The organism is Streptomyces sp. M2CJ-2 (assembly GCF_016757295.1).
Classification (GTDB): domain Bacteria; phylum Actinomycetota; class Actinomycetes; order Streptomycetales; family Streptomycetaceae; genus Streptomyces.
Genome location: NZ_JAESIF010000007.1, coordinates 80,322 through 98,189, shown reverse-complemented (window position 1 = coordinate 98,189; position 17,868 = coordinate 80,322). Strand labels below are relative to the sequence as shown.

Genomic DNA, 17,868 nt, shown 5'->3' with positions numbered 1-17,868 from the left:
TCTGATTCTGGAGGGTCAGAAAAGCTCTGGAGGATCAGGAGGACTTCCGGAGGGTGAGGAAGTCGGCCGGGTTGTCGACGAAGATCGTCTTGATCGCGGCCTCGTCGAGACCGGCGGCGCGGAGGTCCGGGATGAGGTCCTCGAAGATGTAGTTGACGGTGTGGCCCTTCACGCCCGGCCAGCCCAGGGGGCTGCAGTTGGCGTCGGCGGAGGCGAGGACCTGGTGCAGCCGGCCGTCGCCGATGAACCGGAGGAAGTGGTCCAGCCGCTCCTGGCGGGGGCGGGCCCAGAACGGCGGGTCCGGCAGCTCGGTCTCGTAGCCGAAGGTGTCGAAGCCGATGCGCCCGCCCTGCTCCGCGATCCAGACGTCGCGCGTCTTGTCGGCGTTCACGCCGTCGTCGACGTGCCCGAACAGGACGCGGTCCAGGGGGAGGCCCTCTTCGTTGAAGATCGCGATCGCGTTCTCGGCGTCGATCGCGAGGTGGGTGAGGATCGGCACGCCCGTGGTGAGCGAGGCGCGGGCCGCGGCCCGGTAGATGCGCTTGTCCAGGTCCGTCATGCGGCCGCCGCGGCTCACCCCGACCTTGATGACACCGGCGAGGCTGCCGGTGTCGCCGATACCGACGGTGATCTCGTGGACGAACTGCCGGGTCAGGTAGTCCACGTCGGCCCGGGCGAAGTGCGGTAGGGCGGTGTCACCGCCGACGAAGCCGGTGCAGGCGACGATGTGGACGCCGGTCTTCGCGGACAGTGACTTGTAGTAGTCGACGTCGCGGCCGTTGCAGATCCCGGTGGCGTCGACGAAGGTGCCGCCGCCCAGTTCGTGGAACCTGCGCAGCTTCGGGACGGTCTCCTCGTACCGCTGCTCGGGGGTCTTCCACCACTTCGTGTCCAGCTCGGAGCCGGGCATGCCGTAGCCAATGTGCTCGTGGATGGCCACGAGGCCCAGCTCCTCGGCCGGGATCGGCCCCAGGACGGTGTTCACTCTCGACACAACACTCACCTTTGCTGAAGAAACTCGATGGTCGTTCGTGCCGGCGCGCTCAGCGCGTCGACAGCAGGTCGCGCGGGTTCTCCACGAGGATCCGCCGCGTGTCCTCGTCGCTGAGAGCCCGTGTCTTCAGGAGCGGGACGAAGGTGGTCAGGACGTAGCTGTACGGGAGGTCGTTGCCGGGGTGGCCCTTCGCCACGCCGGTCGCGTTGCTCGAGAGCAGGATCCGGTTGCCGAAGCCGGCCCGCACCAGGTCGGCGACCAGGTCGGCGCGCTCGGCGTCGGTGATGTGGGCCTCGTCCTCCACACCGACGTGGTCGAACGCGACGTAGGCGCCGCGGCGGGCGATCTCGAGGGGGGCGCCGGCGGCGACGGCGTCCTTGCGGTCGAGTCCGCCGACGGCCACGCGGTCGGCCGGCAGCTTCTCGTCCAGGACGACGTCGAGGTCGTGGACGGCGTCGCTCCCGTAGCGGACGGAGACCGCGACGCCGGTGCTCAGGGCGGCCCGGGCCGCGCCGCGGAACAGGCTCTCGTCGGTCGCGGTCATGCCCTCGAGGGTCGCGGTGGTGGCCACCAGGCCGGCGGCGCCGCGGCGCTCCACGCGGGGGACCACCATGCCCTCGGTGACCTCCCTGGCGAAGAGGTCGGCGAACTTCTCGGCCGGCCACGGCGTCGGCGGGTTGGTCTGCGGCGTGAGGAAGTAGCCGCCGAGCAGTTCCTCCGGGCCCTGCCCCGTCGAGGCGACGATGTGCACGCCGGTCGTGCGGGAGAGGGCCTCGTACAGCCGGACGTCCCGGCCGTGGAACATGCCGGTGCTGTCGACGATCGTGCCGCCGCCGTGGGCTTGGAAGTCCTTCAGCTTCGCGGCGAGGGTCTCGAAGACCTCGGCGCGGTCGATGGTGATGTCGTACGCGTGCTCGGCACCCGGGACCACGGAGAGCAGGGCCTCGTGGACCGCGACGACGCCCAACTGCTCGGTCGGCACCGGGCCCAGAACGGTGTTGACGGTGTTGCTCTTGACGCTCATGCCTGCCCTCACGTGTTCAGGTGGGGTGCCCAGCACCCTGTGGCTGCTGGCACAGTATCGATTCGGTTTACATAGCGTCAATGAAATGAACGACACGTAAAACGATGCGCGGGGAACGGGTGCGGACAAACCGGAACTTTCCGTCCGGCGCTGCACGTCAAGGCCGCCCCAGGAGGCGACGGCCTCGCGGCGCGGATGTGGCGAATGCGGCGGATACGGCGGATACGGCGGATAGCGTTGTCGGCGTCAGAGGTTGGTCGCGACGTCGAACAGCAGCGCCCGGAGCCATTCCATGAAGTACTGATCGGCCAGCCGGGGGTTCCAGACCATGTCTATCCCGAGCCCGGGAAGCGGGAACGGGAACTCCTCGATCCGCAGATCGGCGAGCGCCTGCATGGCGGCGGCGACCCGGTGACGGAGGAGAGCGACGCCGCCTGCGCGCGCCACCAGGAAGGGCACCAGCAGGAAGTCGGAGCTCAACTGGCCGACGCGGTAGGTGATTCCCTTCTCGTCGAGCACCGAATACGGGAAGACGCGCTGCTCGGTGTCGACGACGACGTGCGGCTGAGTGGTCAGGAGGTCGAGCGCGCTCGCTTCCGGTGGCGTGTCCGGTGAGGCCACCACCACGCAGCGGTCGTTGTACAGCCGCTCGCGCGGGTACGGCGAGAAGTGCCCCTCGGAGAGCAGCACGACGTCGACGCCCTTGTCGGTGAAGGTGGCCTCCGTCGGCACCGTGATCGTGCGCAGACGCAACGTGGCGTGGGGCGCACGCTCGGCGACGAGCCTCGCCAGTCGGGGACCGACGACGAACGCCGTGCTGTTCGTCATGGCGATCGTGATGACGCGCCGATCCGTGGCGGGATCGAAGCAGGGGAAGTTCACGATGTGTGCCGTCTGTTCCAGGGCACTGCGCAGCGGCGCGATCAGCTCCAGCGCGCGCGGGGTCAGCGTGAGGCTCGTGCCCTGCCGGACGACGAGGTCGTCACCCAGCAGCCGCCGCATTCTCGTGAGCGCGTGGCTCATCGCCGGCTGTGACAGACCGACCCGCTCCGCGGCCCTGGTCACCGAACGTTCCTCGAGGAGCGCGAGGAGGGGCACCAACAGGTTGAGGTTGACCGATGCCAGTCGGTCCAGCCCCGAACCCGTGGTGCCCTCTTCGCCCATGTGTCGACCTTACGCGGCTGCCTGGGTCATGCGGCGCAGCCGGGGGATCGGGATCCGGTAGTCGAGCGCCACGACGTCGCCGGTGCCGTCCTCGTGCGGCCAGCGCATCAACGCCGGCCCGCCCCCGGGCTGCCCGTCGACGTACGTCGGTTCCCCTTCCACCGGAAGGTGGCCCATCGCCTTCAGACTCAGTCCGAACTGCTCGGTCCAGAAGTACGGCTGGAACCGGAGCGGCGGCGACTCGTCGCCGCGGACGAGCGCCGTGGCGGCGACCTTCGCCTGCTCGATCGCGCTGCTCCACAGGGGGACGCGGCGCAGGCCGTGCCGAGTGGGGAAGGCCGCGAGGTCACCGACGGCCGCCACGTCGGGGCGGACGAGCCCGCGCCGGTCGACCGGGATGGGCCCCTTCGCCGTGAGTCCCGAGTCCGCGAGCCACTCCGTGTTGGGCACGTCGCCGGCGGCGGTGATGATCAGCTCCGCGTCGAGGACCGCGCCCTCCTCGAGGACGACCCGAGTGCTTCCGTCCCGCCGTTCGAGCCGTGCCGCCGCGGTCTCGACGACGGTGAGTCCCCGGTCCAGCGCGGCCTTGACGAAGACGTCGGCGAGGTAGGGGCCGAGCTGGAGGATGAGGGGTACGCCCTGGGAGACGACGGTGACCCGGCAGCCGGCGGCCAGGCACCCGGAGGCGATCTCCATTCCGAGCGGGCCGCCGCCGACCACGACGACCGACGGCTTGCCCGCCAGCCGCTCGCGCAGGGACAGCGCGTCGTCGAGCCCGCGCAGAGTGAGCTCTTCGGGCAGGTCGGACAGCCGCCGCGCCCGGGAGCCGGTGGCCAGGACCACGCGGTCGTACGGCAGTTCCGTACCGTCGTCGAGTGCGACGCGCCGACGGTCGAGGTCGAGTCCGGTCGCGCGTACGCCGAGCAGTTCGGTCGCTCCGTGACCGGCCGGTGGAAGCTCGTGCGACGACATGTCGTCACTGTCGAGCAGAAGTGCCTTCGACAGGGCCGGGCGGCTGTACGCCGGGCGCGGTTCGTCGCCGACGATGGTCAGCTCGCCGTCGAAGCCGGCTTCACGGAGCGTGTCGGCCGCGGTGAGCCCGGCGATCCCGTTGCCGACCACGACGACGCGGTTCAGGGAGCCGGTGCTCATATGACCCTCAGCGCGGCGACCGGGCACACGCGGGCGGCGGCGTTCGCCAGGGCCACGTCGGCCCCGTCGACCTCCTCGCGGTCGAGCACGAGCTCGCCCTCGTCGTCGAGGTGCATGAGCTGCGGGGCGGCCTCCTCGCACAGGCCGTGGCCCTCGCAACGGGGGCGGTCAAGAACGATCCTCATGCGGGGATCACCTCCAGGACGGGGAGCTCCTCGATGCTCCGGGTGGTGTTGCTGGGAACGCGGACCTCGGGTCCGACGACGAGGCGCTCGACGCGCCGGGACAGCGCGTCGATCACCGCGTGGGCCTCCAGGCGGGCGAGTCCCTGGCCCGCGCAGCCGTGCGGGCCGTAGCCGAACGCCAGGTGGTCGACCGGGTTGCGCTCGACGAGGAAGGCGTCCGGGTTCTCGTAGTGCCGGGGGTCGCGGTTGCCGGCGCCGAGCAGGACGGCGATCTGCGCGCCCTCGGGGATGACGGTCCCGTCGATGTCGACGTCCTTGGTGGCACGCCGGCCCCAGGCGTTGATGGGCGGCCAGAAGCGCAGTACCTCGTTGAACGCCGCCGGTATCAGCGACGGGTTCGCGCGGACCAGGGCGAGCTGGTCGGGGTGCTCGGCGAAGAGGGCGACGATGTTGCCGATCGCCGCGATGGTGCTGTCGACACCGGCGCCGAGGTACTGGTGGATGATGTGGCCGGCCGTGTCCGGCGGAATGGCGCCGCGCGCCTCGGCCTCGAAGATGCCGCGGCCCACGGAGTCCTCGGCCAGGTCGTCGGCCTTGACCTCGGAGCACCATCCGTAGAGCTCGCCGGCGATGGGGAAGTTCTCGGCCGTGCGCTGGTTCATCGGGCCGAGGACCTGCATGGCGGCCTGCCCCCAGCGCAGCATGTTGTCGCGCACGTGGCCGGTGAAGCCGATCAGGTCCGCGACGACCTCCAGCGGGAAGGCGCGGGCGAGGGCGTCGATCGCCTCGAAGGAACCCGTCTCGACGAGCTCGGCGACGAGAGCGTCCGCCTTCTTCTCGATCCCGCCCTTGAGACCACGCAGCGCCCGCGGGGAGAGGTTCTCGGTGAGCGTGGCGCGCAGCTGGGTGTGCACCGGCGGGTCGGACGCGAGCGAGGTGCCGGTGAGCGCCTCGTTGGCCATCGGGTTGAACGCGATCGAGGTCGAGGAGAACGACTCCCAGTCCGCGAGTGCGTCACGGATGACGTCGTACCGTGTCAGCGCGTAGACGTCGTTCTCCCGAAGGTGAACGACCGGGCCCTGCTCCCGCAGTTCGGCGTAAACGGGGTAGGGGTCGAGCACGACCTCGTCGGCGAAGAGGTCGATACCGGAGGTGGGTGGAGTGACCATGCCCCCAGTGAAGTGGTGATCTTCACATCCATCAAGTGAATGTTTTACATGCCGTAACATGCACGCAATTCATGCTTCCCCTGCGGTACTCCGGCAGGCCCGCACCGGGACGGTCGGCGGCCTCCCCCGCGCCACGGCGGCGGGAGGAAACATGTGATACCGGCACGCACACGGTGACTGCTGGCACCGGCAAGGACAACTCCACCATTCCTTCGGGGGCTTGTTCGCCCATGGACTGGTCCGAGCCGCGCGGCGCTCCCTAGGATGTACTCCCTGTCCAGCCAGCCCAGTTGGCACTCCGCAGGGGGAACGATGCACACCGGTAAGCAGTTGTCCACCGAGATCGACGCAACCGTGCCCACGGCCGCGCGCATGTACGACTACTACCTGGGCGGCAAGGACAACTACTCGGCCGACCGTGCCGCCGTGGAAGAGCTCGACAAGGTGGTGCCCAGCACGCGCCGCCTGGCCCTGAACAACCGGCGCTTCCTCCAGCGCGTCGTCCGGGTCCTCACCCAGGAGTACGGGATTCGGCAGTACCTCGACCACGGCTCCGGTCTGCCCACCCAGGACAACGTCCACCAGGTCGCCCAGCGCATCGACCCGACCACCCACGTGGTGTACGTCGACAACGACCCGATGGTGCTGGTGCACGGGCGCGCCCTGCTGGAGCAGGACGAGCGCACCGTGGTCATACAGGCCGACATGCGGGAGACCGACGAGATCTTCGGTCACGCCGAGACACAGCGCCTGATCGACTTCTCGCAGCCGGCCTGCGTGCTGTTCAACTCCGTGTTCCACTGCATCCCGGACAGCGACACCGACGGCCCGCTCGCCGTGGCCCGCCGGGTCCGTGAACGGCTCGCACCGGGCAGCTTCCTGGTGATGTGCCAGCTGGTCAGCGAGGACGCCGAAGTCCGCAAGTCCGTCACGGAGTTCATGGACCAGGCGACCCAGGGACACTGGGGCCGGGTGCGGCAGGAGAGCGACGTCGAGTCGTACTTCGAAGGCCTGGAGGTCCTGGAGCCGGGCCTGGTGGAGGTCTCCACGTGGCGCCCGGACACGGAGGTGGCTCCCCGTCAGCTCACCCAGGAGTGGATCGAGTTCGGGGGCGTGGGCCGGATCCCGCTGTAGGCCCCGGCACGCCGCCGCCCCTCGCGCGAACCCGGATCACCGGATCGTGCGAGGGGCGGCGTGCGTTCCGCGCCGGCCGCGCCTCACGGGACCGCTACGCCTCGGAGTGCGGGGCGGAACGGGGCGAGGGGTAGCGGCTCTCCATCGTGGTGCGCAGCAGGTCCAGGGAGTCACGGGGCTTCAGGGCCTCGTCGGCGAGGCGGTCCAGCGCGATCCGGTACTCCTCCGTCTCGTCGAGGTCCTCGAGGAAGTTGGCGCTCTTGATGTGTTCCAGGTAGACCACGTCGGGCAGATCGAGACCGTCGAAGCGCAGATACGTCACCGGGATGGCGGGGGCCGACGCGTTGGTCACGTCCAACGGCACGATCTGCACCGTGACGTTGGGGCGTTCCGCCATCCGCGCGAGGTGTTCGAGCTGCTCGCGCATCACCTCGACGCTGCCCAGCACACGCAGCAGAACCGACTCGTCGATGACCGCCCACAGCTGCGGAGCTCCCTCGCGCAGCAGCAACTCCGCCCGCCGCATGCGTAGTTCCACGCGGCGCCGCACCTCCTCGGCCGGGGCGTTGGGCAGACCGCGCTCCACCACCGCGCGGGTGTAGGCGGCCGTCTGCAACAGACCGGGAACGTACTGGATCTCGAAGGTGCGGATGGTGGCGGCGGCCTCCTGCAGCCCGACCAGCCGGTCGAACCACTCGGGCATCAGCCGCTTGTCGTACCGCTGCCACCAGCCCGGATCCCCGGCCCGCCGGAGCAGTTTGAGGAGCACCGAGATCTCGTAGTCGTCGGTGCCGTACAGCTCCAGCAGCGCCCGGACATCGCCCTCGGTGGGTGGGCGGCGCCCCTTGCCGGACTCGATGCGGGACAGCTTCGCCGCACTGAAACCGACGGAGCGCGCCGCCTGGTCCTGGGCCAGCCCGGCGTCCTCGCGGAAGCCCGCCAACTGCACACCGACCAGCATCTTCAGCAGGGTCGGAGCCGGCTCGGGGCGGTCCAGGTAGGGTTCCAGGCGGGAGACGCGATGCGAGGCGGCGGACATCCTGACTCCCAGCAGACCGACACAAGGGCGATTCACACTATCGCACCTAACTCTACCCAGCGCGTCCACTCGAAGAAGCCCTGCGGAAGTGGGAAGTTGGGCTCCGCTTCACTGCCCCGGCGCCGGGCTCCGAAGCACTCGGACCAGGTGGTCGAACTCGCCGTCCCTCGCCCCGGCCAGGAATGCCGCCAGCTCCGCGGCCGTGTAGACCAGCGCGGGCCCGTCGGGGTCGCGGGAGTTGCGCATCGCGACACCGCCGTCGCTCAGCGGGGCCACCTCGACGCAGTTGCCCTCGGCGTTGCTGTGCCGGCTTTTGATCCAGCAGGCGTCCAAGGAACTCGCCCGCACTCCGTTCCGCACTCCTGGCACCGCAGCCTCCTTGTTGTTCACGGGTGTCGCCGGACGGGGTCCGACCGTTCACGCGGGAGGGACCGAGCCCGGTCACCGCCCGATCCGCCACGCCGCGAAAAACTTCACGCAATTTCTCGTGCAATTGCACACGATCACTCTCAGCGTGGATAATAGCTGTGGCGTCAACCCCCTTGGTGACGCCCTGTCCTGACGTCGCATCAGGGAGATGGCGTGTCATCACCCGTGCATCAAGTGATCTGGTCGAGCGCCGGGATCGCGGCCCGGGCCCGGTTGCCGGCCCGGTCGCCCCTCTGACCAGCCCCCCCACTCGACACAACCGCCGCGGAAAGGCACCCACGCGATGCGCAGCGCTTCGACGGAACACCCGGGCAGCGAGCGCCCTGTGCGCCACACGCCCCCGACCGGAATGGCACGTACGGCACCCCTCATGTCACTGTCCCGGGTGCCGTGGCGCGACATCCAGGACTCCACCGGGTCGGCGGCGGCCATCCCCCTGCTGCTCAACGGCATCGCCTGGGGGGACGCCGACACGGCCCGGTCCGCTCTGGCCGATCTGCGGAAACGGATCTGCCAGTACGGCTTCGTGGTGGAGCAGGCGACGGCCGCCACCGTCCCCTTCCTCTGGGAGCTGGCGCAGCTGCCGCACGTCACCTGTCGCGCCGAGATCATCCGGCTGCTCAAGGCGATCGCCGACGCCCGGCAGTGGGAGAGCACCGCCGCCGCGTACCCCAAGCTGCTCAACCACCGCGAGAACCCGGTGGTGTGGGAGCGGGCCGCCCGGCAGGCGGTACGCGCCCGGCGGGGCGACCTGAACCGCCTGATGGCCGACCAGGACACCAAGATCGCCCGTGCCACGACCGAGCTGGCCCGCGCGCTGGCCGAATGAGCCCTTCCGAGCGCCTGGGGGACGAGCGCCGAGGGGCCAGTGGCACGGGAGGGGGGAGGGCCGCGTGACCGGAAACGCACCGCCGGTCGCGCGGCCCTCGAGCACATCCGGTGGCGGGACCGCCGACGCCCCTGACCGGCCCGGGGCCCCGCCGCGAACGGCCGTCGCCCGTCGAAGACAGGCCATCGGGGCCTGTAGTTAAACTCGGCACATGGTCCGACTGATGGGTCGATCCCAGGCCCGGTCGCCCCAGCGGCCCAGCACCACGGCCTCCATACGCCGGAAACGGCAGGGCGGCGATGGTTCGCGGTGGTACCCACCGGCGTGGCTCCGGCCGGTGCTGAGCGTACGCAGCGTCGCAGGGCAGGTGTTCATCCTGCATGTCGTGATCGTGCTGCTGCTGGTCGTGTCGGCCGTGATCGCGCTGGTGCTGCAGGTACGGCACGACAGCACTCAGGAGGCCCGCAGCCGTTCGCTCGCCGTCGCGGAGACGCTCGCCCACGCGCCCGGCATCGTCGACGCACTCGGATCCCCCGATCCCACTGTCCTGCTCCAGCCGCGCGCGGAAACCATCCGCAGGCAGGCGAAGGTCGACTTCGTCGTCGTCATGAACACCGAGGGCATCCGCTACACGCACCCCAGGACGGACCGTATCGGCAAGAAGTTCGTCGGCACCCTGCAACCCGCGCTGGCCGGACGGCCGGTCACCGAGGAGATCACGGGCACCCTCGGCCCCCTCGTCCAGGCGGTGGTGCCGGTGAACAACCCCGACGGCGTCGTCGTGGGCCTGGTCTCGGCAGGGATCACGACCGAGCACGTCGGGGGCGCCGTCGACGACCAGTTGCCGCTGGTGCTGGCCACCGGGGGCGCCGCACTCGCGCTGGCCACCGTGGGCGCGGCCCTGATCAGCAGACGCCTGCTGCTGCAGACCCACGGACTGGGTCCGCACGAGATGAGCCGGATGTACGAACATCACGACGCGGTGCTGCACGCGGTGCGGGAAGGCGTGGTCATCCTCGCCGACGACGGCACCCTGCTGCTCGCCAACGACGAGGCGCACCGGCTGCTCGGTCTGCCCGAGGACGCGGAGGGCCGTCATGTGCTCGACCTCCCCCTCGACCCCGGCACCGCCGACCTGCTGTCCTCGGGGCGCGTCGCCACGGACGAGGTGCATCGGGTCGGCGGCCGGCTGCTGGCCGTCAACCAGCGGTCCACCGACCGCGCCGGGGGCCCGCCCGGCAGCGTCGCCACGGTCCGCGACTCCACCGAACTGCGTGCCCTGTCCGGCCGGGCCGAGGCCGCGCGGGAGCGGCTCGACATGCTCTACGACGCCGGTGTGGGCATCGGGACCAGCCTGGACATCACCCGCACGGCCGAGGAGCTGACGGAACTCGCCGTACCGCGGTTCGCGGACTTCACCACGGTGGACCTGTTCGAGACGGTGCTGGCCGGCGGTCAGCCGGACGGGGCGGGCTCGGTGCGCCGCACGGCGATGGCCGGCGTCCGCGAGGACGCCCCGCTGTACCCGGTGGGCACCCGGACCCGGTTCGTCGAGTCGTCCCCGCAGGGCCGCAGCCTCGCCCTCGGCCGACCGCTCGTCGAGCCCCGGCTGAGTGAGGCCCCGGGATGGCGGGCGCAGGACGTGGAGCGCTCCGGGCAGATCGTGGAGTACGGCATCCACTCGCTGATCACCGTGCCGCTGCGGGCCGGTTCCCTGCTGCTGGGCGTGGTCGGCTTCTGGCGTTCCGAGAAGCCCGAGCCGTTCGACGAGGACGAGCTGGCTCTGGCGGAGGAACTGGTCTCACGGGCCGCGGTGTCCATCGACAACGCCCGCCGCTACACGCGCGAGCACAGCATGGCGGTCACGCTCCAGCGCAGCCTGCTGCCCCGCAGTCTGCCCGAGCAGAGCGCCCTGGACATCGCCTACCGCTATCTGCCCGCCCAGGCCGGGGTGGGCGGTGACTGGTTCGATGTCCTGCCGCTGTCCGGGGCGCGGGTCGCACTGGTGGTCGGAGATGTCGTCGGGCACGGGCTGCACGCCGCGGCCACCATGGGGCGACTGCGCACGGCGGTGCACAACTTCTCCGCGCTCGACCTGCCGCCCGACGAGCTGCTGGGCCTGCTGGACGAGTTGGTCGGCCGCATCGACTCGGACGAGACGGAGGACGAGCACAGCGCCCCGGTGACCGGGGCGACCTGTCTGTACGCCGTCTACGACCCGGTCACCCGGACGTGCGAGGTCGCCCGCGCGGGCCATCCGCCGCCCGCGCTGATCCACCCGGACGGCACCGTGGAATTCGTGGACGTGCCCGCCGGCCCGCCCCTGGGGCTGGGCGGGCTGCCGTTCGAGACGGTCGAGCTGGAGCCGGCGGAGGGCAGCCGTCTCGTCCTGTACACCGACGGGCTGGTCGAGGACCGGGAGCACGACATCGACGTCGGTCTGGAACTGCTGCGCGAGGCGCTGTCGCGGGCCGGGGACTCCCCCGAGGACACCTGCCGGGCCGTGCTGGACTCCCGGAGTCCGGTCAGGGCACGGGACGACATCGCCCTGCTGGTGGCCCGTACCCGGGCGCTCGCCGCGGACCGGATCGCCCAGTGGCCGGTGCCCTCCGAACCGGCGGCCGTCGCCGAGGTGCGCGCCGCGGTCACCCGGAAGCTGACCGAGTGGGGACTGGAGGACCTCTCCTTCAGCACGGAGCTGATCCTGAGCGAGCTGGTCACCAACGCGATCCGGTACGGCGGCGGTCCCATCGAGGTGCGGATGCTGCGGGACCGCCATCTGATCTGCGAGGTCTTCGACAGCAGCAGCACCTCGCCGCACCTGCGGTACGCGACCATGACCGACGAGGGCGGGCGCGGCCTGTTCCTGGTGGCGCAGCTGGCGGAGCGCTGGGGCACCCGCTACCTACCGGCCGGTAAGGTCATCTGGGCGGAGCAGTCCCTCCCGTGACCACGGGGTTCACGCCGAGAGCATGCGAGAAGCCTTGAGGAGCCATAAGGGCCGCTTATGTGCCCATAGACCGGACCCGCGTACCAGGTAAGGCAAGCCTTTGTTTAGGATCGAGTGAGGCTCTTGTCATCGCTCGAAGGGAACCTGCCCATGCCCCGCCCCCTGCGGGTAGCCGTCGTAGGATCCGGCCCCGCCGGGATCTACGCCGCCGACGCCCTGCTCAAGTCCGACGTGGCCGCCGAACCGGGCGTCTCCATCGACATCTTCGAGCGCATGCCGGCGCCGTTCGGTCTGATCCGGTACGGCGTCGCTCCCGACCACCCGCGGATCAAGGGCATCATCACGGCCCTGCACCAGGTGCTCGACAAGCCGCAGATCCGGCTGTTCGGCAATGTGGACTACGGCGCGGACATCCATCTCGACGACCTGCGCGCGTTCTACGACGCTGTGATCTTCGCCACCGGCGCGACCGCCGACCGGGCGATGTCCGTCCCGGGGATCGACCTCGACGGCTCGTACGGCGCGGCCGACTTCGTCTCCTGGTACGACGGTCACCCGGACGTGCCGCGCACCTGGCCGCTCGAGGCGGAGAAGGTCGCCGTGCTCGGCGTCGGCAACGTCGCCCTCGACGTCGCCCGCATCCTGGCCAAGACGGCGGACGAACTGCTGCCGACGGAGATCCCGCCGAACGTCCACGAGGGGCTGAAGGCCAACCGGGCGCGGGAGATCCACGTCTTCGGCCGCCGCGGCCCGGCGCAGGCGAAGTTCAGCCCGATGGAGCTGAGGGAGCTGGACCACTCCCCCAGCATCGAGGTGATCGTCGACCCCGAGGACATCGACTACGACGAGGGCTCGATCGCGACCCGGCGCGGCAACAAGCAGGCCGACATGGTCGCCAAGACCCTGGAGAAGTGGGCGATCCGCGATGTCGGCGACCGTCCGCACAAGCTGTTCCTGCACTTCTTCGAGTCGCCGTCCGAGATCCTCGGTGAGGACGGCAAGGTGGTCGGCCTGCGCACCGAGCGCACGGAGCTGGACGGCACCGGCAACGTCAAGGGCACCGGCGAGTTCAAGGACTGGGACGTCAGCGCGGTCTACCGCGCGGTGGGCTACCTGTCCGACAAGCTTCCCAAGCTGCCCTGGGACCTCGACTCCGGCACCGTTCCGGACAAGGGCGGCCGGGTCATGCAGGAGAACGGCGAGCACCTGACGTCCACATACGTCACCGGGTGGATCCGCCGCGGCCCGGTGGGCCTGATCGGCCACACCAAGGGCGACGCCAACGAGACGGTGGCGAACCTGCTGGACGACTTCGCCAACGGCCGGCTGTCGGCTCCGGTCTCGCCCGCCCCGGAGGCCGTGGACGCGTTCCTCGCCGAGCGCGCCGTCCGCTACACCACCTGGGACGGCTGGTACCGGCTGGACGCCGCGGAGAAGGCGCTGGGTGAGCCGCAGGGACGCGATCGGGTGAAGCTCGTGGAGCGTGAGGACATGCTGCGGGAGAGCGGCGCGTGAACTGAGAGCCGGGCGGCCGACGACCTGCGGCCGGCCCCGGGCCCCCGCCGGACCGTCATTCCGTGAGCGGCAGGCGGCCCGTCTCCCCCGGGTGGAGGCGGGCCGTGCGGTCCGGGAGGCGCACGTCGATCGGGGCGGGGCCGGAGGCCGGTACGGCGATCTCCAGCAGGCCGCGTTCCAGCCTCAGCCGGACACCCCAGTGGCCGTGGTAGCGCAGGGTGAAACCGTAGGAGGACAGCTCCGGCAGGGGCACCGGGTCCAGCCGCAGGTCGCCGCCCCGGGTCTCCAGCCCGGGCAGCCCGCGCTGGACCAGGTCGAGGGTGCCGGCCATGGCACCGAGGTGAATGCCCTCACCGGTGGTGCCGCCCTGGATGTCGGCGATGTCCCCGCGCAGTGCCTCCTGGCAGAACGTCCAAGCCTCGGCGCGCCGCTCCCGGGCCAGCACCCAGCCGTGGACGAGGCCGCTGAGGGTGGAGCCGTGGCTGGTGCGGTGCAGGTAGTGGTCCACCGTGAGCCGCCAGGTCGCCTCGTCCAACTCATGCCCCAACCGGCTGAACAGGCCCTGTAGTTCGGCCGGGGCGAACAGATAGCCGAGCATCAGGACGTCCGCCTGCTTCGAGGCCCGGTAGCGGTTGACGCTGTCGCCCTCGGCCTCCAGGATCCGGTCCAGCCGCCGGATGTCGTCGTAACGCCGCCGGTAGTCCTGCCAGTCGAGCTCGGCGAGCTTTCCGTACCCCTCGAACTGGCTGATGACCCCGTCGTGGAAGGGCACGTGCAGGGTGCGGGAGACCTCCTCCCACTTCTCGAGTTCGCTTTCGTCCAGTCCCGTGCGCTCGTCGAGTTCCCGCCGTCGCGGCTCGGGCAGGTCGCGCAGCACGTCGAGGGTGTGGGCGAGCACCCAGGCAGCGGTCACGTTCGTGTACGCGTTGTCGTCCAGTCCGGGCTCGGCCGCGTCGGGATAGGCGTCGTGGTACTCGTCGGGGCCGACCACACCCTTGATCCGGTGCCGGCCCAGCAGCGGGTCCCAGGCGGCGGCGTCCGCCCAGAAGCGGGAGATCTGCAGCAGTAGTTCGGCGCCCTTGGTGTGCAGGAACTCCGTGTCGCCGCTGGCCTCGCAGTACTGCCACACGTTGTACGCGATCGCCGAGCCCACATGGTGCTGGAGGTGGGAGTGGTCGGGCACCCAGCGGCCCGACCGCGGGTTGAGGTGGAGCTGTTGGGCCTCCTCCCGGCCGTCGCTGCCGCTCTGCCAGGGGAACATCGCCCCTCTGCGTCCGACGTCCCGGGCAGCGTTGAGGGCCCGGCCCAGCCGGCGGTGCCGGTAGTGCAGCAGGGCGTGGGAGACCTCGGGGAAGTGCAGGTTGAGGTAGGGCAGCACGAACAGCTCGTCCCAGAAGACGTGTCCGCGGTAGGCCTCGCCGTGCAGTCCCCTGGCCGGCACCCCGACGTCCAGGTCGGCGGTGTGCGGGGAGAGCGTCTGGAGCACATGGAAGAGATGCAGACGCAGAATGCTGCCGGCCTCGCCGGGGACGTCCAGTTCGCCCCGGCGCCACAGCTGGCCCCAGGCCGTCCGGTGGGACTCCAGCAGTTCGTCGTAGGCGGGGACACGGTCCACCCGGTCGACGGCGGCGTGCAAGGGGTCGCTGATGGCCGGGTCGCGCGAGGTGTGGAGGGCGACGATCTTGTCCACGGTCGCCGTGTGGCCCGGGGCCAGGTGCAGACGGGTCGACTGGACGGCACGTCGGTCCTCCCTGCGGATCGCGGTGGGCGCCTCGGACAGCAGCCGGGAGGCGAAGGCGATCAGGATGTCCGAGGTACGGGTGCGGCAGGACAGCCACACCGTGTCCGGCGCCGAGCTGCCGCTGTGCACATGGGTCAGATGCCGGCCGTCCAGGTCTCGGTAGCGTGTCACTCCCGCGTTGGTGACGTCGCCGTCGAGCGCCGCCTCGACCTCGAGGGCGCCGGAGTGCTGCTCCCCCGTGAACTCGGTGCGCAGCGCGGCCAGATGGGGGTCGGCCATGTGCACCATCCGTTCCTGGCGGATCCTCAGCACCCGGCCGTCGCCCAGGTCGTACCGGGTCAGCCGCTCCAGCAGCCCGGAGGCCATCCGCAGGGTCTCGTGGTGGTCGAGCACGGTCGCGGTGTCGGGGGTGAGCCAGGTGCCGCCGGGCAGCCGGAAGCGCAGCGGCAGCCAGTTGGGGAGGTTGACAAGGTCCTCGTTCTCCACCTGCCGCCCGGCGACCTCCGAGGTGAGCCGGTCGTAGCAGCCGGCCTTGTAGGTGCCCGGGTAGTGCACCTCGTCGGCGGTGCACTCCGGCAGCGCTCCCCGGGTGGCGAAGTAGCCGTTGCCGAGCGTGCACAGCGACTCCCGCAGGCGCGCCTCGGCGGCGTCGTACCCCTCGTACTCCCAGGTCCAGCCCGTCACGACGACGCTCCTTCCGCGGTCGGCCCAGCGGAGAGCCCCGGTGGTTCGGCACGGGGTACCCAGCCCCGGGCCGACCACACGCGGCCGGACGGGTCCTAACCCTCCCGTACGGGCGCGCGCCACACCAGGGTGGTGCCCCGGTCCGCGGAGCTGTCGATCTCCAGTTCGCCCCCGAGTTGCGCGGCGCGCTCGGCCATGTTGCGCAGTCCGCTGCGGCGGCCGCCGGCCGGGATGCCCACACCGTTGTCGGAGACCGTCAGCCGCACCTCGCGGCCGTCGGTCTCGAGGGCCACCTGGGCGCGGTCGGCGCGCGCGTGCCGGGCGATGTTGGTCAGGGACTCGGACAGGACGGCCACCACATGGTCGGCGGTCTCCTTCGACACATGGGTGTCGACCAGGCCCTCCATCCGCACGCTGGGGGCGAAGCCGAGCAGGGGGGCCGCCTCGCCGGCCACCCGCACCACGCGGGCCCGCAGACCGGTCCCGGACGCGGTGTCGTGCGCGCGCAGACCGAAGATGGTCGACCTGATGATCTTTATGGTCTCGTCCAGGTCGTCCACCGCCCGGGCGACCCGCTCCGAGGCCTCCTTGTGCTCGATGAAGCGGCCGGCGCTCTGCAGCGTCATCCCGGTGGCGAACAGCCGCTGGATCGCCAGGTCGTGCAGGTCCCGGGCGATCCGGTCCCGGTCCTCGAGCACGGCGATCTGCTCGGCGTCGCGGCGCCGCTCCGCCAGTTCCATCGCCACGGCCGCCTGCGCGGCGAAGCCCTGCAGTGGTTCGATCTCCTTCTCGGAGAACTCGCCGGCGCCGGTGGCGCGCACCAGCAGGACGATGCCCCGGACACCGTCGTCCGATCCGACGGGCACCGCCACCGCCGGGCCGAGTCCGGCGAAGCGCGGTGGTCCGGACGAGACCCGCTCGTCGCTGGAGACGTCCGGGCTGGTGACGGGAGCGGCGCTGGTGAACGCCCGGCCCAGCAGACTGTCGTCGACGGGGACGACGAGCCCGCGGTGGGCGTCCGCCTCCTGGCCGATGGCGAGTTCCACGGTCAGTGATCCGGTGCCCTCCATCGGCACCGCCACCTCGGCGAGCGCGGCGCCGGTGATCTCCCTGGCGCGCTCGGCGATCAGCAGGAGGGCCTCGCTGCCGCCGCTGCCGGACATCAGGGCGTGGGTGATCTCCGTGTTCGCCTGCAGCCACCGCTCCCGCAGTCGGGACTCCTCGTAGAGCCGGGCGTTGTCGATGGCCACGCCCGCGGCGACGGCCAGGGTCGACAGGACCGACTCGTCCTCCTCGTCGAACTTCGCCCCGGCGCGCTTCTCGGTGAGGTACAGGTTGCCGAAGATCTGGTCACGGACCCGGATGGGGACGCCGAGAAAGCTGTTCATCGGCGGGTGGTGGGGCGGGAACCCGTAGGAGGAGGGGTGGTCGGAGAGCTTGGCCAGCCGCAGCGGCTCGGGGTGGCGGATCAGTTCCCCGAGGATGCCGTGCCCCTCGGGGAAGTGGCCGATGCGGGCGATCACTTCCTCGCTGACGCCGACGGTGTGGAAGGCCGACAGCCGTTTGCCGTCGGGGCCGATCACGCCGAGGGCGGCGTACTCCGCGTCCACCAGCACCGCCGCGGCGTCGACGATGCTGTGCAGGACCTGCTTCAGGTCGAGCTCGCGCCCCACCTCGAGAACGGCCTCCAGCAGGCTGTGCACCCGGTCACGCGTACCGCGGGCCGCGTCGGTCCGGGCCTGGAGCTCCTCCAGCAACTCGTCCAGCCTCAGCTGCGGCAGCCGAAGACGGGCGTCCCCGTCCCGCTCGGAGCTCTCCACCCGTGGTCCTCCCGTTCGCTCGCCCCACCGGGAGCGTGC

Annotated in this window: 14 protein-coding genes; 4 read left to right on the top strand and 10 right to left on the bottom strand. The window is 70.9% G+C overall.

Translation table 11 applies throughout. From position 1 onward, the window contains the following. Positions 1-34 precede the first annotated feature (34 nt). From JL475_RS09105 to JL475_RS09080, 6 genes are all read right to left on the bottom strand, one after another. Complete coding sequence (locus tag JL475_RS09105) at positions 35-994, bottom strand: phosphotriesterase (protein ID WP_202276936.1); 960 nt, start codon at positions 992-994, stop codon at positions 35-37. A gap of 49 nt (positions 995-1,043) precedes the next feature. Then, positions 1,044-2,018: a phosphotriesterase gene (locus JL475_RS09100; RefSeq protein WP_202276935.1), complete on the bottom strand. Its 975-nt coding sequence runs from the start codon at positions 2,016-2,018 to the stop codon at positions 1,044-1,046. A 246-nt stretch (positions 2,019-2,264) separates the two neighbouring features. Beyond that, positions 2,265-3,182: a LysR family transcriptional regulator gene (locus tag JL475_RS09095; RefSeq protein WP_202276934.1), complete on the bottom strand. Its 918-nt coding sequence runs from the start codon at positions 3,180-3,182 to the stop codon at positions 2,265-2,267. A gap of 9 nt (positions 3,183-3,191) precedes the next feature. Further along, positions 3,192-4,334 (bottom strand): NAD(P)/FAD-dependent oxidoreductase, encoded by a 1,143-nt coding sequence (locus JL475_RS09090; RefSeq protein ID WP_202276933.1) that lies wholly within the window; start codon positions 4,332-4,334, stop codon positions 3,192-3,194. Continuing rightward, a complete protein-coding gene (locus JL475_RS09085; protein WP_202276932.1) occupies positions 4,331-4,519 on the bottom strand; it encodes a ferredoxin in 189 nt (62 codons plus the stop codon). Before JL475_RS09085 ends, JL475_RS09090 begins: the two co-directional genes overlap by 4 nt. Next, a complete protein-coding gene (locus JL475_RS09080; protein ID WP_202276931.1) occupies positions 4,516-5,688 on the bottom strand; it encodes a cytochrome P450 in 1,173 nt (390 codons plus the stop codon). The genes JL475_RS09085 and JL475_RS09080 overlap by 4 nt, the downstream gene beginning before the upstream one ends. A 312-nt stretch (positions 5,689-6,000) precedes the next feature. Here JL475_RS09080 and JL475_RS09075 point away from each other — a divergent pair, with 312 nt between their 5' ends. Next, positions 6,001-6,822 (top strand): SAM-dependent methyltransferase, encoded by an 822-nt coding sequence (locus tag JL475_RS09075; protein WP_202276930.1) that lies wholly within the window; start codon positions 6,001-6,003, stop codon positions 6,820-6,822. 94 nt (positions 6,823-6,916) lie between these two features. On the opposite strand, the gene JL475_RS09070 is transcribed toward JL475_RS09075, so the two are convergent. Both JL475_RS09070 and JL475_RS09065 read right to left on the bottom strand, forming a co-directional pair. Continuing rightward, positions 6,917-7,861, bottom strand: coding sequence for a helix-turn-helix transcriptional regulator (locus JL475_RS09070; protein ID WP_202276929.1), 945 nt, complete (start codon positions 7,859-7,861; stop codon positions 6,917-6,919). A 108-nt stretch (positions 7,862-7,969) separates the two neighbouring features. Continuing rightward, on the bottom strand, positions 7,970-8,230 hold the full coding sequence (locus tag JL475_RS09065) for a DUF397 domain-containing protein (RefSeq protein ID WP_202276928.1): 261 nt from the start codon (positions 8,228-8,230) through the stop codon (positions 7,970-7,972). A gap of 343 nt (positions 8,231-8,573) precedes the next feature. Here JL475_RS09065 and JL475_RS09060 point away from each other — a divergent pair, with 343 nt between their 5' ends. From JL475_RS09060 to JL475_RS09050, 3 genes are all read left to right on the top strand, one after another. Beyond that, on the top strand, positions 8,574-9,119 hold the full coding sequence (locus tag JL475_RS09060; protein WP_202276927.1) for a hypothetical protein: 546 nt from the start codon (positions 8,574-8,576) through the stop codon (positions 9,117-9,119). A gap of 211 nt (positions 9,120-9,330) precedes the next feature. Continuing rightward, positions 9,331-12,069, top strand: coding sequence for a SpoIIE family protein phosphatase/ATP-binding protein (locus JL475_RS09055; RefSeq protein WP_202276926.1), 2,739 nt, complete (start codon positions 9,331-9,333; stop codon positions 12,067-12,069). 150 nt (positions 12,070-12,219) lie between these two features. Then, positions 12,220-13,584, top strand: coding sequence for an FAD-dependent oxidoreductase (locus JL475_RS09050; protein ID WP_202276925.1), 1,365 nt, complete (start codon positions 12,220-12,222; stop codon positions 13,582-13,584). A gap of 55 nt (positions 13,585-13,639) precedes the next feature. Here the strand turns inward: JL475_RS09050 and JL475_RS09045 are convergent, their stop codons facing one another. Beyond that, positions 13,640-16,009, bottom strand: coding sequence for a glycoside hydrolase family 65 protein (locus JL475_RS09045; RefSeq protein ID WP_202276924.1), 2,370 nt, complete (start codon positions 16,007-16,009; stop codon positions 13,640-13,642). Between the two features lie 95 nt (positions 16,010-16,104). Beyond that, positions 16,105-17,829 carry a GAF domain-containing sensor histidine kinase gene (locus tag JL475_RS09040; protein ID WP_202276923.1) on the bottom strand — a complete coding sequence of 575 codons (1,725 nt, stop codon included), beginning with the start codon at positions 17,827-17,829 and terminating at the stop codon, positions 16,105-16,107. Between the last annotated feature and the right edge of the window lie 39 nt (positions 17,830-17,868).

Coding starts and splice junctions, on each gene's coding strand:
- JL475_RS09100 (WP_202276935.1), bottom strand. CDS start 2,018: ATGAGCGTCAAGAGCAACACCGTCAACACCGTTCTGGGCCCGGTGCCG.
- JL475_RS09095 (WP_202276934.1), bottom strand. CDS start 3,182: ATGGGCGAAGAGGGCACCACGGGTTCGGGGCTGGACCGACTGGCATCG.
- JL475_RS09090 (WP_202276933.1), bottom strand. CDS start 4,334: ATGAGCACCGGCTCCCTGAACCGCGTCGTCGTGGTCGGCAACGGGATC.
- JL475_RS09085 (WP_202276932.1), bottom strand. CDS start 4,519: ATGAGGATCGTTCTTGACCGCCCCCGTTGCGAGGGCCACGGCCTGTGC.
- JL475_RS09080 (WP_202276931.1), bottom strand. CDS start 5,688: ATGGTCACTCCACCCACCTCCGGTATCGACCTCTTCGCCGACGAGGTC.
- JL475_RS09075 (WP_202276930.1), top strand. CDS start 6,001: ATGCACACCGGTAAGCAGTTGTCCACCGAGATCGACGCAACCGTGCCC.
- JL475_RS09070 (WP_202276929.1), bottom strand. CDS start 7,861: ATGTCCGCCGCCTCGCATCGCGTCTCCCGCCTGGAACCCTACCTGGAC.
- JL475_RS09060 (WP_202276927.1), top strand. CDS start 8,574: ATGCGCAGCGCTTCGACGGAACACCCGGGCAGCGAGCGCCCTGTGCGC.
- JL475_RS09055 (WP_202276926.1), top strand. CDS start 9,331: ATGGTCCGACTGATGGGTCGATCCCAGGCCCGGTCGCCCCAGCGGCCC.
- JL475_RS09050 (WP_202276925.1), top strand. CDS start 12,220: ATGCCCCGCCCCCTGCGGGTAGCCGTCGTAGGATCCGGCCCCGCCGGG.